General features: G+C 35.3%; 6 protein-coding genes. All 6 read right to left on the bottom strand.

The window, feature by feature from the left end:
• Positions 1–177: 177 nt before the first annotated feature.
• On the bottom strand, positions 178–3084 hold the full coding sequence (locus tag HGP29_RS19400; RefSeq protein ID WP_168884083.1) for a glycoside hydrolase family 2 TIM barrel-domain containing protein: 2907 nt from the start codon (positions 3082–3084) through the stop codon (positions 178–180).
• 19 nt (positions 3085–3103) lie between these two features.
• A complete protein-coding gene (locus tag HGP29_RS19405; protein WP_168884084.1) occupies positions 3104–6001 on the bottom strand; it encodes a T9SS type A sorting domain-containing protein in 2898 nt (965 codons plus the stop codon).
• 237 nt (positions 6002–6238) lie between these two features.
• Positions 6239–7753, bottom strand: coding sequence for a carbohydrate binding domain-containing protein (locus HGP29_RS19410; protein WP_168884085.1), 1515 nt, complete (start codon positions 7751–7753; stop codon positions 6239–6241).
• A 30-nt stretch (positions 7754–7783) separates the two neighbouring features.
• A complete protein-coding gene (locus tag HGP29_RS19415) occupies positions 7784–9430 on the bottom strand; it encodes a RagB/SusD family nutrient uptake outer membrane protein (protein WP_168884086.1) in 1647 nt (548 codons plus the stop codon).
• A 16-nt stretch (positions 9431–9446) separates the two neighbouring features.
• Positions 9447–12554, bottom strand: a complete 3108-nt coding sequence (locus tag HGP29_RS19420; protein WP_168884087.1) for a SusC/RagA family TonB-linked outer membrane protein — start codon at positions 12552–12554, stop codon at positions 9447–9449.
• A 318-nt stretch (positions 12555–12872) separates the two neighbouring features.
• On the bottom strand, positions 12873–17051 hold the full coding sequence (locus tag HGP29_RS19425; RefSeq protein WP_168884088.1) for a hybrid sensor histidine kinase/response regulator transcription factor: 4179 nt from the start codon (positions 17049–17051) through the stop codon (positions 12873–12875).
• Positions 17052–17090: the final 39 nt, after the last annotated feature.

Below are 17090 nucleotides of genomic sequence, written 5' to 3' on the forward strand. Positions count from 1 at the left end.
ACTATTTCAAAGGTATTATATTAACTATAAACGAATGGGTGTAATTTTTACATAAATAAAGGGGGTAGATTTTAAGGCGATTTTTACCTGTTGATAAACAGTGAATTACACCAAACAAAAAATCCCTTATAAACCAAGGGTCTATAAGGGAAAATGAATTATTAAAATGATTACTATTTACAACGTTTGTTTTGTGATTTGTGTTTTATTCTTCTTGGTAATCTCAAAACCATTTAATACCACAGGAATATCCTGTGCATAGTTTTTAATGATTACCTTAATTTCTGATTTACCATCTGAAGTGATAGAATAATTTGCTTTGGCTGGGAAAAGGTTTCTTAATTTTGTGCCACTTGTTGGTTCTATCGCAGGAACTGCAATTCGTTTTCCTAATGCGTCTTCAACATTAATTTGATACGTATTGAGTTTCTTTTCAAGAATAGCATTTCCTTTTACTTTTGCTAAAACCTTTATTGAGTGATGATATGTTTTAAGATCATAAGTACCTTTTGGTAAGTTCTTGAAAGTGATGCTAAGTTCATCTTTGCCATCTACAATAACACCATCCATAGCTAGGTAAGGTTGGTTACCAAGTAAACCGAAAGCGGTTGTCCATTGATTTTCTTGTTTTGATGATACAGTAACTTCTGCGTTATCATAATCTTTTAGTGTAAATGTAGAAGAGTTAGTTCCATCCCAACGGTACCAGTCAAATTGTAGTAATTGATCATCACCACCCATATCTACTTTTACGATAGGGAAGTCATAAACCTCAGCGATATTCTGCTGACGGATATCTCTATTGTAAGGAAGCGTTTTTCCTTCAATAGTAGAAGATTTTAATCCTTTTGCTTTAGCTGTAATTTTAAAGTTTCCTGCCGTAAGCGTTGACTTTAATACAATAGAGGCAGTACCCCAATATGCTTTATTTGGGTTGGCACCAATTTCAGCATCCCCAACTAAAATTCCTTCACCCTCAATTTTAAATGAAACCAACGATTGATCACCGATGACATGGTTACCGTCTTTATCTAAGATATAGGCTCTCACCATTCTCATATCTGAACCACTGGCTACCATCGTTTTATTTTGTTCTTCAATTTCTAATTTTAGCTGATAAGCTTTACCATATTTGTTTAGGGTATAATCGGCTACTTCTACACCTCTAATTAGTCCTTTTGCTTTTAAATCACCTTTCTCGCTATTTAAAGTAAATGTATAAGAAGGAGAGTTACAGAAGCTTCTGTTTGGATCACTGTCGGGTTTTTGTTTTGCGACTAACTGACCATTATTATATAGCTCTACTTCATCGCAGTTACTGAATACAACAATTTTTGTATCCGTTGATGCTCTCTCATCTGCAATATACACCATTGGTGTTTTCGTTAATTCAGACTTATACCAATAGTTTACAGGGTTAGGAACTCTGTAAATAGAGAAAGGTCTTCTTGGTTGCATTCCCCAATCTTTTTGGAAAGAGAAATAATCATGAGCTGTCCATAAAGCAACACCAAATCGATTGGCAGAAGCTCTCGATTTAGATACCTCAAACTGATTCGTTAATGCATCCTTTGATGAGCCATGCTCACATAAGAATGAGAAATCATCTTCTGTAACAGGAGTATTTTGGTAATCCATAGGAGTATAGATATCACAAATTCCAGAATGAACAGGGCCTGTCCATGGAGCACCATTGGATCCAGTCATACGCGTAGGATCTTCTTCCTTACATGCATAGTGTAACCTTTCTACTGGACCTCTATGGTTTAATCCGCCACTCCACATTAATATCGAAGGGTGGTTTCTATGGTTACGAATCATAATTCTTGTAGCTTCTTCGAGATTGTCGAACCATTCTCCTTCAACAAAGTGAATCCAAGATGGAGCTTCTTCGATCAGTAAGATTCCTAATTCATCACAAGCTTCAACAAAAGAATTATCATGAGGGTAATGTGCTAAACGGACAACATTATACCCTGCCTCTTTAAATTGTTCAGCATCTTTTCTGTGTAAACTGTTGGCTACTGCATCTCCAACAAAAGGGTATTGCTGATGTTTGTTGACACCAATCAATTCAATATTTTCACCATTTAATAAGAAACCTTCGCCATCTATAAAATCAAACTTTCTGATGCCAAGTGGGTTTTCCACCATATCCATTACTTGATCATTTTGATAAACGATGGTTTGTACTCTATATAAATAAGGGTCGTCAATAGACCAGCTGTGTAAATTTTCAGTAATACCGGCGGTCTGATTAAATGTATACTCAGTGTTAGGGCCAACTTCTTTTTCTGAAGTCATCTTAGCAATTACATACCCATCCTGGTCAATAATTCTTTGAACAACCGTTGTAGATACCGCTGATTTTTGTTCATTTCTAACTGTAGAGCGAATACTTACTGTAGCGTTGTTTTTAGCTACTGATGGCGTTGTGATGTATACACCTGCATACTTATCTTCCCAATCGAAAGTAAGATGCAAAGGGTTTTTTACTACTAGATATACATCACGATATAAACCACTATAAAGAATGTAATCTCTTCTATCTCCATCAGGAGGAATATTTGGATTTAAGCGGTTATCTACACTTAAAACGATAGTATTTGCTTTGCCGTCTTTATGGAAAAAATCAGTCACATCGAAATGAAAAGGAGTGAAGCCACTTACCATATCTTCTCCTACATATTTACCATTCACCCAAAGTTTTGTATGTTGATGTGCACCTTCAAATTCAAGGTATACTTTTTGGCTAGCATTCGCTTGTACTTTTAGTTCTTTTCTGTACCACCCAATATAGCGATGGAAAGTGCGTTGGTAAGAAGTATCTGTAGAATTATCGAGCTCATTGGAAGATAATTTCATACTGTGTGGTACATTTACTACTTCCCATTTTGAGTCATCAAAAGTAGTAGACGTTACCTCTTGTTCATTTAATTCACCTCTATAGAAGGTCCATTGTTCGTTAATATCTAACTTAACTCTTGCTTTTTGTAGTTGTGTAGTTGTTTGTGCAATAAGCCCGTTAGTTAAAAGGATGCTAACGAAAATTAGCATCCCTTTAATTGATTTTATTAGTTTCATTTTTGATTTAACCGTTTATTTATTGGATCATTATCTTTTTTGTGTAACTTCCTTGCTCACCATATATTTTCACTAAGTAGATACCTTGTTGGTAATGTCCTTTTATTGAGAGATTTACTTGTTTTAAAGGTTGTGAGAACTCAAAAGTATCCAATACCTGACCATGCATATTGATCACTTCTACTTGATAAATTTTGCTCTCTCCTCTGATACCTAAGCTTTGGTTTTGTCTTAATGGATTAGGGAATACTGTGATTAATTCTTCATCAGCCAATCCATTCTCGACAGATAAAACTGGGTTGAAGTCGAACTCAGTATATACTTCCTCAGCAAAACTATTTAGGCTATTACTATTTACTTGAACTACTCTAGCGACCAACTCAACATTGGAATAGTTTAAAGGTTCTGCATAGACATCCAATGGGATATCTGCATTACCAGTACCCGCTTCTACAGTTACTCTTGATTGTCCTAATAAGAAGGCATCTCCCCATAATTCTAATACAATATCTCTGGCATTTGCTGCCGTATATTCTACTTCAAAAGTATTTGTTTCACCCATCTTAATTTCAGAGTTACTAGAAGTAAAAGTGATGGCATCTGATAAAGTTTGAGCATTAGAAAACTCTAAATAATCGACTTTAACATCACCATTGGCCGATAAATGTAATGGGTAACTTCCTTTTGGTAGTTCCACTTGGATTTCCTTCTCCATATTATCACTGTTGGTGATAGTGATAGGCTCTCCTAAGTTTTCATTATCAACAGCAAGAGTGATCTTAGATTCTTCAGTATTCGAAGATGTATTCAATTTTAATGTATATGAAGCAGATTCAGGTACATCGATACTATATGATGTCCATTCTCCATCTTGTAAATTGATTTCAAAAGCATCATCATTCTTATCAATATTCACCCCTTCATTTAGACGATAAAAACCAAGAGTATTTTCATTTTTCGCGGTATTGTATGCGATGCCTTGCCCACCGAAATCAAAGTCTTCTGCTTCTACTTTTTGAGGAAGTGAAAAGGCTTGTCCATTAAATGGCAAACGTCCTTTTACATCATAAATATTATTGACGAAAAGTACTACTGAACTTACAGTACCTCCATCATCAGGGAAACTGATTTCAACAGTATTGCTCGCTTTTAGCAATTGGTGAGGTACAGGCACTTCAATAACTCCAAAGAAATCATCTCTGTTGGCTTGGTCGTACCCTTTCCAATTAGATAATACATTTACCTCTGTACCGTTAAGTTTAATTTTTGGCTTTTTTGTAAGGTTATGAATTCTACCGATGGCCATTCTTAAACGAGCTTCACCATTTGGAGCATTAACTTCAACATCATTGAAATCGAAAGTTAGTTTCTCTCCATTTTCAATAGGTTGCATGTACGTTTTCGAGTAGTATTCTTTACGTACTGCCTTTTTGTTGAACGTAACCGCTTTGTCTAAGTCGTAAGTAAGCACAACTGTTTCATGTGGTTCTAAAGTCACTGATTCAGGTACTTTGTCTATATCCACATCCTCATAAATAGCTTTCTCGTTTTGGTAGATTTTTAAACTTCTCTTGTTGATGTTTTCGATATCACCCACAGAAGATAAAAACTGTAACGCTACATCTTGATTATCAGTAGCAATATTATTTAAACAGATATAGGCTTTGTCTTCATGCACAAATGCTTGTACAAAAACATCTGGATTGCTAGATGAACAACGTACCCTTTTACCTTGAACATTTTTCCAAAGGTCATAGAACATCACTTTTTCTGTAAATGAATATTCTTTAATCACACCATTCTCTACAGAACTTTTTACAGGTCTCCAAAGGTTCGCACCGTAAGGCTCGTAATCATTGGCCTCATAATACCATGGAGATTTACCTGTAATAAATGGAATTGAGATCATTAAACGGTCCTCTCTATCCATCAAACCAAATATGATGTGATTGATTGAACGAACAGTCTGAATACTTTCTACATCAGTATAAGTATTACCATAACCTTCAGAAATACCACCATATTCAGTAATAGCATGTGGTTTAATCATGCCCCACTTGATATAACTATATGTTTCGATAAGGTCCAAAATGGCATCAGCATTACTACCTGATCTTTCTGTGTCTTGTCCTGTTACGTTGATACCGTCATAAAGGTGAGTAGAGAACCCATCCATATAATCTCCGGCAACATCCATGAACATCTTCATTCTAGATTCCCAATGTCCAAAGTCCCAAAGTTCCATAGACGGCCAAGCAGAAGAGTAACCGACAACAAAAGTATTTAAACCTTCTTCATCAAATGCCTTACCGATTTCTTTAAAATATTCGGCTGTTTTTCTTCTTACTTCACTCTCTTTATAAGAGTCGCCCATAAATTCTTTTGCATGTACAAAAGGTTCATTTACTGGCTCGTAATACAACGGTCTTAACTCGTCTTCATAATTGTATTTAAAATACTTCGCGGCAAATTTTCCAGCCTCTTCAGTATCTAAATCCATATGAATCATAGAACTTGGGTGATCGGTAACCACAAGTTGTCTTGTAATATGTTTATAGAAAGGCTGTTCTTTTGTACTGATAATATTCTTCTGTCCATCCGACATGATCTTATCCTCAGTAGGGAATACTTGGTTAGAGGAGATATAGTCATTATATCTACCAAAGGCTCCCCAAAAAGAACGCCCCATTTTTACATCCCATTCTTGTAGATCTTCCATGTCTTGGTCAGAGTAATCTTTACCTGCCGACATGTGTATATTAAAAAATTTTGATCGGTCTAATTCTGACACCTCATCAAGATACCTTTGAGTTTGAAAGTCAATAGATACTGCAGTTTGTGCTGTTGTTTCTTGCGCGTATACCAATACTGAAACACAAGCCAAAACCTTACTTAAAGAGTGATAGATTTTTTTCATACTGACTGCTTATTAGTAATAATTCGTTTAGTTCAAATATAGTCTATTGATCTAAGGCGATGTGGGTATAATATTATTGAAAATAGGGGGGTAATTATTTAAAAAATTGCCCTTATACCTATTTAATTGCCTATTTTTTCTATACCTATATAAAAGTATAAAACAGGACACTCAATAAAGAATGCCCTGTGTTTTCTTCTTTTAGAAGAACATGGTTCAAAGTTTTGTACTCACTGATTACTCGGTCGGTCCTACCTCATATTCATAGAATCTCATATTATCGATTTCAATTTTACTTTGACCACCAGCTCCACTAAATAATTGGAAGTGTATTTTTGTTGCCTCCCAATCTGCAGGAGGATTTTTATCAGTTAACATTGTGATTTTTTGCCATGTACCGTTGTTTTCAGTTTTTAACTGATTTGTACAGCAGCTACCAAACCATTGTTTGTAACCATCATTCCATCCATCAGATGGCATAAATCTTACCGTCATTTCAAAATTCGATGGATTCTCATCTACTTTGATCCAGAATTCGAATGCGTATACTTTGTCCTTTTCAACAGGGAAGAAGCCGTCGACCATTGCGAATGACATTCTTGTACTTTCTCCCATTGTAATACCCAATGAATGTTCGCCACTAGCAGCAGATCCTGTTAAAATGGCTGCACTGCCTGTACCTCCTGCACCTGCATTTTCAACAAATGGAGCACCAAATGGAGATAATTCACCAGATTCAAAGTCATTGTTTGTCGTAAATACCTCAACAGCAAAGATATCGATAGCTAAATCTGTGAATGTTTCAACATCCACAAAGTCAGACGATCTTAATGCACCATTGTCTGCATTGTATGAAACGGTTGCTGTCTGAGAATTTAAAATATCTTCTTCAACTGTAATTTCTAAGATACTTGCATCATCACTATTCAACGCTAAACCTTGAATAGTAGCTGGAGTAGTTTCATCAATCATTACAGTAAAGTTCCCAATTTCGTTACTGAAAACATCTAAGTCTCTACTGAACTGTAGTTGAATTACACCCATATCAGTTTCACTTACTTCTGTCACAACAATTGGAAGAGTTGAAGGAATTACTTCAATAAAATCAGTAAGAAGTAATGTATCTGGGCGGCCGTAAGGCTTCACTCTAGAAGAAACTAATTGTACATCAAATACACCCAATTTCTTATAAAGAAGGTCAATAGATTTTGACGTATATGCTTCGTCTTCAAAACCTTCTAAGATCCACTCATAAGTATCAGGATTTCCAGAACTGGTATCTTTTAATGTTACAATAGAACCAGCTTCGATAACCAATTTTCCGTCTTGCTCAGTGAAATTACCTTGAATATTTTCTACTGAAATGTCTGCTGTGATAGAATCTAAAACAGTTACCATTAAAGTAGAGTCGTAGTTCAATGTACTATCTGCAAATTCTAAATGTAAGTTGACAGGAATTCGACCAACTTCCATAAAGCGAATATGTGCAATGTCTTCTGTTAATTCAGAAGTATCGTTATTGATAAAGTACGAAGGGTTAGGGACAGTCCATAACCTAGAAGTTGTTCCTCTAGAACCATCTGCAAAAGATGCTGTGCCTTCTACTTGTACTGTTACTCCCCCAGAAGCAGGGGAGAAAACAGCAATGTCAGTAAAGTCACCATAAGGAATCACATCATCTTCTTGGTTACAGGCTGTTACTATCGAAAAGCCTGCTAGAATGCTTAAAAATATATTTTTATATGATTTCATTTCTCAATTAGTTTAGATCTCTCCAAAAAATTAGTTGCTACTACTTTCACCAATATTTGGATTGGTCAAGGTCTCATCAACTGGGATAGGGAAATAATTATGAGTATCTGGAGTATAAGCATCTGAGCCTTCTCCATACTCCTTTAAAGTAGTTACACCCAAATCATCGAATGTGGCATAACGTAAAACTTTCTCTTCAATAATAAATTCCAAATCAGACAAACGGTCATATTGTTCTTGGATTTTATCCCATCTTCTTAAATCTACCCAACGAGTATCATGTCCTTCGAACATTAATTCTAATGGTCTTTCAGTCCACATGATATGTTCCATTAACGAACGAGAACTATACTCAATCGGGTCTAACTGAACAACTCCTGAACGAGCACGAATTAAGTTGATTAAACGAACAGACTCATTTACACCTGCATCTCCGTTTAATTGTAATAAACATTCAGCATATAATAAGTACACATCTGCTAAACGAATTACTCTCTCATTAATACCCGAGTTGGCAATTTGACCTAAACCATCATTATCATTCCAGTGGTTTTGGTATTTTCTTAAGTAAGAAGCTTCGTTGTTATTAAAACCTGCAGTAGCTACTTCTTTTTGATAGAAGGTAGTACCATCATCTGCCATAGCAATAGATGCTTCTGCTCTTAGAGAGAATGCTCTACCTTCGTTTCTGCTATCATTAGGATCCATTTCTTCTTCTCTAAATTGCATAGTCATCCAATAAGATGGCATTACAATTCTCCATCCACCTGCAGGACCTGGAGCTAATGTTCTTGCTCTTGTTGTTCCTTCAGAACCTGTTGGACCATCATCTACATATCCTGAAGAACCTGCTTTTTGTACTGCAGAGAAAACGACTTCAAAGATAGATTCTGAGTTGAATTCATGCTCAATATCAAAGTTCCAAGAAATCTCAGGAGTTAGTTGGTATAAATCTGTTCTATCTACTACTTTCTTGAACTCATCATGAGCAAGTTGGTATTCATGTTCGTTGATATATACTTGACCTAACACCGAAGTGGCAGCTCCCCAAGTTGCTCTACCTAACATATTGTCTTCCCAAGTTTCAGGAAGGTTTTCTTGAGCAAACTTCAAGTCTTCAATAATGATCGCTAAAACTTCTTCTCTGTCTGAAAGTGGTTTAGCAAAATCTTCTTTTGAGTTCGGAACAGTTAAGTGAACAATGATATTACCATGGTTATACGTACTGAATAACCAGTAATAATATAAACCTCTCAAGAATCTAGCTTCAGCAATGAAAAGTGTTTTTTCTTCTTCGTCCATCTCAATATCAGGGACATTATTGATCACCTGATTGGTTCTTAGAATACCAGTATATAAATCTGACCACTTTTCCTTTACTACATTTGTATTATCATTGAAAGATAATTTTTGTAAAGCTTGTGCTCCAGCATTCCAGTTGTTGGGTCTTCCTGTATCTGATCTTACAGGAAGGTTAGTAGTAGATGTACCTCCCATAGAACCAGAGTGTTGTAAGGCACTGTAAGAAGCCATTAAACCTTTAAATGCATCCTCTCCATTTTGCCAGAAAGAATCTTCTGTAATTGTGTTTGGGTTATCTACATCGAAGTAATCACTACAACTAAATAATGTAGCGGTGAAGAAAAACCCAAGAACTATTTTTGATATATATTTCATAATTTCAACTACTCTTTTAGAATTGTAATGAAAGACCACCTCTATAGATTGCTGAGATAGGATAATTACCTCTATCCACACCTCTTAAGAATATGTTTTGTGAACCCACTTCTGGATCAAAACCGTTGTAGTTAGTGAAAGTGAATGGGTTTTGAGCACTACCATATACTCTTAAACTACCAACTTTAATTCTTTCCATCCATTTCTTAGGGAATGTATAACCCAATGAGATATTCTGGATTCTTAAGTAAGAACCGTCTTCCAAGAAATAGTCTGAGAATGTTCTTGTATTGAAATGCTCAATTTCGTCTCTTGGTGTAGGAATCTCTGAAGTCGGGTTAGATGGTTGCCAAGCATTTGTCAATTCTTTGTTTCTCTTCACTAAGTAAGAATAAGCTCTAGATCCATTGAATACTTTTGATCCATATGCTCCAAATAATTGAATACCTAAGTCAACACCTTTATAGCTTACATTAAGGCTTAAACCTGCTTCCCATTGAGGTGTACCGCTACCCATATATTGTCTATCATCCTGGTTAATATCGCCGCTATTATCCGTATCAACATACTTAAGGTCTCCTAATCTTGCTGAAGGAACAAGCTCTTGATATGCTTTCAATTCTTCTTCAGTTTTGATCGTTCCTTCTGTTGGAATTAGGAAAAATGACCCCGCAGTATATCCTGGCTTTAAGAATGTAGTAGGTTCACTACCTCTTACCATGATTGGCTCACCACCTGAAACTGATTCTACTGAAGGAGCTAGTGCAATTACTTTGTTGTTGTTTTTAGTGAAAGTACCATTCACTTGGAAGTGTACATCACCAATGTGGTTGTTATAACCTAATGCTAATTCAATACCTTCATTAGAAAGGTTACCTACATTTTGCCATACTAAATCGTAGTTGTTGGCCGAAGTAGCACCAGTTGATGGAGGAATCTTCACAGCTAAAAGCATGTCTCTTTTTTCTGCTCTGTAGATATCTGCTGAGAAAGTAATTCTACCTTCCAAAAATTCAGTGTCGATACCAATGTTTTGTGATACGTTCGTTTCCCATTTGATATTACGATCAACGAAAGTAGGAGCAGTGGAACCGTAGTATAAATTATCACTACCTTCTTTACCTAAAGTATAATCTACCTGTGGTGTGATGATCGATTGGTAAGGTAGGTCAGCCATTAAGTTCTGTAAACCTTGACCCGCTTTATCACTACCTGTTTCACCATAACCATATCGAATTTTAAAATTCGATACTGTCTTTTTGATAGGCTCCCAGAATTTTTCTTCTGAAATATTCCAACCTGCAGAAACTGATGGGAATAAACCCCAGTTGTGGTTGTTATCAGAATGGAATCTTGATGATCCATCTCTTCTTATTGATGCACTAAATAAATATCTGTTATCATAGTTGTATTGAACTCTACCTAACATACCGATATTTTTCGATTTCGAATAACGTTCATCAGAAGCTCTAAACTCGTTGGCAGCACCCATAGATTGAGCATCGTTGCTTGGGAAGTCCGCACCATGGATAAAGATTTTACTAGCCTGAGCTGATTCGAAAGTCACACCAGCTACTACACCAACTTTATGCTTACCAAATTTCTTATTGTAAGTGGCAGTATATTCCTGAATTGTTCTTGTGTATTCATAGTCCGTATATTTCAATTCAGAAATTGGGTTAGAAGCATTTAAAATATACTCACCATTTTGATCATAAATAGAGTAAGTAGGCTTAAACCATTTATTTTCATTTCTTGATACAGATCCACCAATGTTGGCATTCAATTTAAATCCACTGAAAAATTCATAAGATAAGATTGCATTACCATTATAACCATTTGTTCTTGTTTCATTTACCTCGTTTAACTTACCAATAAACTGACCCATATTTTCTGGGTTGGCACCAGGAACAACATAATCAGAACCACCCGCTGAAATACCTTGACGGTAAGGAGCTTGCTTAATAGCATCATATTGTAATGCCCATGGTTCGTTGTCTTTTTGGCTATTGTTTAAGCCCATGTTTACTTGGAACTTAAATTTATTTTTCTTGAATGTAGTGTTTGCTCTTAAAGTTTGTCTACCATAAGCAGAACCAATAAGTACCCCTTGCTGATCGAAGATAGTACCTGTAATGTTATATGTTAAGTACTCAGAACCACCTGAAAGTCTTAAACTGTAGTTTTGTATCGGAGCATTATCTTGTTGTAGCTCTTTTAACCAGTCTGTGTTATAATATAAACCGTTTGGAGCTTGCTCTAGTGGGTTGAAAATACCAGACTCTTTACCTAAGTTGGTGATCTTGTTAATGTATAACGACTCCACTGTATTTGCTAAAGGAATACCTGAAGTAATTTTTTGAACACCATAGTAAGAATCAAAATTCACTTTAAGCGAACCTTTCTCACCACGTTTTGTCGTGATTAAGATAACACCGGCAGATGCTCTTGATCCATAAATCGCAGCAGAAGCACCATCTTTTAATACTTCAATAGATTCGATTTCCTGAGGGGAGATGTTGGGATTGGTAGTATACGTTACACCGTCCACAACATATAAAGGTTCTGAACCACCATCTTGGAATGAGGTTACACCTCTAATTGTAATTGTTGAGTTAGCACCAGGAGAACCTGAAGCAGCTCTAACACTTACACCGGCCATTTGACCTTGTAATGCAGTACCAATATCTGAAGTAGCCAATTTGTCTAGATCTTCAGATTTCACTTGAGTGATGGCACCAGTTACTTCTCTTTTTTCTTGTTCACCGTAACCAATTACGACAACTTCATCCAATGCTTCCGTATCGAAAGGAAGAACGATGTTGAATGTAGTTCTTTCACCGATAGCTAACTCTAATGTTTGATAGCCAATTGATGATACTACAATTGTAGATTCTTTATTTGGTGCTTTCAATTCAAAATTACCATTCAAATCTGTAACGGTACCTATAGTAGTACCTTTTACGATTACGTAAGCACCAATTAATGGTGTCTTCTCTTCATCTACAATATTACCTCTGATTATTAAGTCTTGGGCATATAGATTGAAAGATGAAAACAATACTAAAAGGGACAGTATCCCCAAGCATTTTAATAGCGTTGTTTTTGTAGAATAAAAACTCATACTTTACATACTAAGTTTGTTAAAAATTCAATTCATTCATCATTGATGTTTCAAAACTAGAATGTTAATTTCTATTAAGTGTTGAAAAAACTATTATAAATTAGGGGGGAAAAAAATTATAGAAAGAGGTATAAAATATTTTGATTGGCTAAAAAATTAACCCCCGCCGGTGTAAAGAGTTTGATCAGATGAAATTTTAATAGAAAAAGGATGTAGTTAAATTATAATTGTAGAGAATTGATACATATTATAGCTTAAAAAGTTTAAAAAATAGAGTAATCTACTCATCTATAAATATAAGTAGACTACTCCAAAATATTAGTCTTGCAATTCAATATTTTCCATAGAAATAGAATTATTTTCCTCACTTGCTTCTTTCAAATACGTTGAAGGAGGGATGCCAAATTCTTTCTTGAAGCAATTTCTAAAGTATTTTAAATCATTGAATCCCACTTCATAAGTGACATCACTGACGCTGTATCGTCCTAATTTTAACATCTGAGCGGCTCTTTTCAATCGGATATTTCTAATAAACCCTTTTGCTGTTTGCCCAGTTAATGCTTTTAGCTTCTGATTTAGGCGAATTGGTGTAGCACCATACTCTGTCGCTAACTTATCTACTGTGAATTCTGAATCCGAGATATTTTCTTCGACAATACTTACAAGTTTCTTTAAGAACTTCTCATCAATAGAGGTAAAAGTGATTTCACTAGGAGTGACATCTACTTTAGTTCTGAATTTTTTCTGTTGATTCTTTCTGTTTTCTATCAAAGCATGGATTCTTGCTAAAAGAACGTCAGAGTTAAATGGTTTTGTGACGTAAGCGTCTACTCCATATTCATACCCTTTCAATTTACTATCTTCCGAGTTTTTCGCTGTTAGTAAAATGATAGGTAAATGACATAATTGGTCATCATCTCTAATGCTTTTTGTTAGCTCATAACCATCCATAATAGGCATCATGATATCAGAAAGGACCAAATTAGGCATCACTTCTTTGGCTTTTTGTAAACCTTTTTGGCCATCTTCGGCAGTATAGACTTCATAGTCATCTTCCAGTAATCCTTTTAATAGATCTCTAATGGAGTGGTTGTCATCAATAACCAAGATTTTTTGTTTTGCCGATACATCCAATTCATCTTCTTCCTGAGCGTTTTGCTCTTCTTCATTGGTAGCAACAGGGGCAAGATCAACAATTTCTTCAGGAGAAAATGCATCTCTTTCCAATGGGAATTCTAAAGTGAAAGTGGTGCCAATATTCACAGTGCTTTCCACATTAATAGTACCATGATGAAGATCCACAAGACTTTTTGTAAAGGCCAATCCAATACCTGTACCTCTATTTTTTGCTGTTTTAAGGTTAGAAACTTGGTAAAAGCGATTGAATAGATAATCTAATTTTTCTGCTGAAATACCAATACCAGTATCCTTTAATTGAATAACGGCTTTATTGTCTTTTTGAGTGATGGATAATTTAATTTCACCATTATATGTGAATTTAAATGCATTGGATAATAAGTTATATAAGATCTTTTCCAACTTATCATGATCCATAAATCCATGAATATCGTTTTCTGGTCTTTCAATAACGAAAGCGATATTTTCATGTTCAGCAAATTCTTTAAAAGAATAATATACTTGTTCGATAAAGGTAGACCAGTTTCCTCTCGACAACTGTAACTTCATCTGTCCTTGTTCTACTTTTCTAAAGTCTAACAATTGATTGACTAAGCGCATCAAGTGTTCTACATTCTTAAAAATTAACTGATAGCTCTTTTCTCTCTCACTCGCAGAGAGCAAACTTCCTTTTTTGATAAGCTGCTCAATAGGAGTGTGGATCAATGTTAGGGGAGTTCTTAACTCATGAGAGATGTTGGTAAAAAACTGAAGTTTCAACTGACTTAAGTCTTCTAGTTTTTCTCTCTCAAACTTCTCCATTTCTAGTTGACTCTTTTTTCTCGCTGTAATAATTGAGTAACGAGAGAAGAAGAAAATCGCTGCAACTAGGATACCGAAGTAGATAATTTTTGCCCACCAGCTCATCCACCAAGGAGGAAGTACAGTTACTTTCAGCTCTATAGGGTTAGGATTCCAGATATTGTCCGCATTCGATGCTTTTACTAGCAAAGTATATTCTCCTGGAGAAAGGTTGGTATATTTTGCTTCTCTTTGCTCTACATCTGCTACAATCCAATTGTCGTCAAAACCAACCAATTTGTACTTGTAATGATTGTTTTCTGAAGCTCCATAATGTAAGGATGCAAATTTTACCGAAAAACTATTCTGATCGTGGTGAAGCTCAATGGCTTTAGTGTTTTGTAATGCCGCTTTAAGGATCAGGTTCCCGTCAAACTCATCGTAAGTATGGATCTCTTTATTGAGTACCTTCAATTGTGTAAAGATCACATTGGCAATTGTATTGTCATCTATAATTTCATGAGGTTTGAAGATATTAATACCATTCACCCCACCAAAAAGCAGTTCTCCATTGTTTAGTTTAAAGGCAGATAATTCACCAAATTCATCATCTTGCAAACCGTCTGTAACATCGAAGTTTTTAATGCTTCTGTTTTCTAAGTTTATTTTACTTAACCCTTTATTACTCGCTACCCATAGATTACCATAATCATCTTCTAAAATAGATTTGATAACATTACTCGGTAAACCGTCATTAGTGGAGAGCTTGCTAAAAGTAATATGTTGAATATCAGATTTTTTTGGTTCATAGATATTCAAACCACCACCCATAGTTCCAATCCAAATCTGTCCGTTGGAAGCTTCGAAAATAGGAAGAACATAGTTATAACTTAAGCTACTGTTATCATCGTCGATGTGTTGAATCACCTGAAAACGAGGTTTTTCTTTATTTTTTTCTTCTCTAGAAACAAAGACAACTCCTTGGTTTGTACCTACCCATAAGTTACCATGACTGTCTATCATTAGACTTCTGATAATTTCAATTCGATCGTCATCATTGTCTAATATTTCAGGATAAGACCAAACCATTTTTTTTCCTTCTAAATGACCTCTGATCAAGCCTCCACCATATGTGGCTAACCAAAGAATTGAGTCTCCATCATTTTGCACATCAAACGTCGAATTACTGTGAGTATCTGGGTGCAATACATATTTTGAAGATTTGACATTCAGTTGAAGTGCCTCCTTGATATCAATGGCAAGTGTTTTTAAGGGATAGCCGATACCAAAAATTAATTGATCTTGGAATTGATCAATGGCGTAAACTACATTTTGTGATTTCTTATTGGGAGCAACATTAATTTCCTTAATTTCATTATTATCAATAACGTTAATGCCTGCACCTTCAGTACCGATCCAAATTCTATCGAATTCATCTTGGTATACACCTCTAATTTTATTGTAGGTTAGGTCAGAGCTGCGTTCTCCTTTTTTGATATGTCTAAATTTCTTTCTTCTTGGGTTATACTTATTGATACCACTACCGTTTGTGCCAATCCAAATTACACCTAACTGATCTTTGTACAGCGCAGTGATGATATTAGAATTGACAAATTGGTTATTATGGCTGTTTTGATAGCCGATAACATCCAAAGAGTTACGCATGTCATCAAATTTCAATTGATATAAACCATCGCTTGTTCCTGCCCAAATGATTCCGTTATCATCACTTAGCAGACATTCTGATTTAATATCACTTACTTTCTTGAACTCTCCTTTACTATCACCAATTCCTTTTACTTTTAGCTGGTAAATACCATCAAAATAAGAGACCAATAAACAGTTTTGACCTTCGATAACAGAGAGTACACTATTTTCTTCAGACTTATTGAATCGTTTGAATATACTGTATTGTCCTTTCTCGTCGGGGTTAATTAAGAGTTGAATCCCTCTTTTACTGCCAACCCATAAGTTGCCATAATGGTCTACAAATAGGTTAGTGATATAATTGGATAAAATGCTTTCATGATTATGTGGGTTATGATAGAATTTTTCGACGACAATCTTTTCATCATTAATATGTTGATGAAGAACTTTATTTAGACCTTTTGAATTACCAAACCATAAGTTACCACTTGGGTCTTTTACTAGATTGGTGATATTATTATGAGTGATTAGTTTCGGCGATGTCTTTGTATTGGCAAAGAATGAAAACTTTTCTGTTTCCAAGTTAAACCTAAAAAGGCCAGCATCGGTAGAACCTATCCATAGGTTACCATAGTTGTCCTCACAAATTGAATTGATCAAATTTGATGGTAGACCATGGGTGTCCATTCTATAGTTTTTAAACTCATATCCATCAAACCTGCTAAAGCCATCGTTAGTGCCAATCCACATTAACCCAGACTTATCTTGAAAGATACAGTTCACATCATTTTGCGACAGACCTTGTTTGGTTGTGTAATGAGAGAATACAATATCCTTGTTAATAGCATATGAAATAGTTCCTTGTAAACAAGCACCTACTACAAACAGAAAGATACGGAGTAGTGCTTTGGTTTTTAGAGATAGTAATTCCATGTTATTGTGTAATCAAGTAATAATTCAATTTCATAAAAG

The organism is Flammeovirga agarivorans (assembly GCF_012641475.1).
Lineage (GTDB): Bacteria > Bacteroidota > Bacteroidia > Cytophagales > Flammeovirgaceae > Flammeovirga > Flammeovirga agarivorans.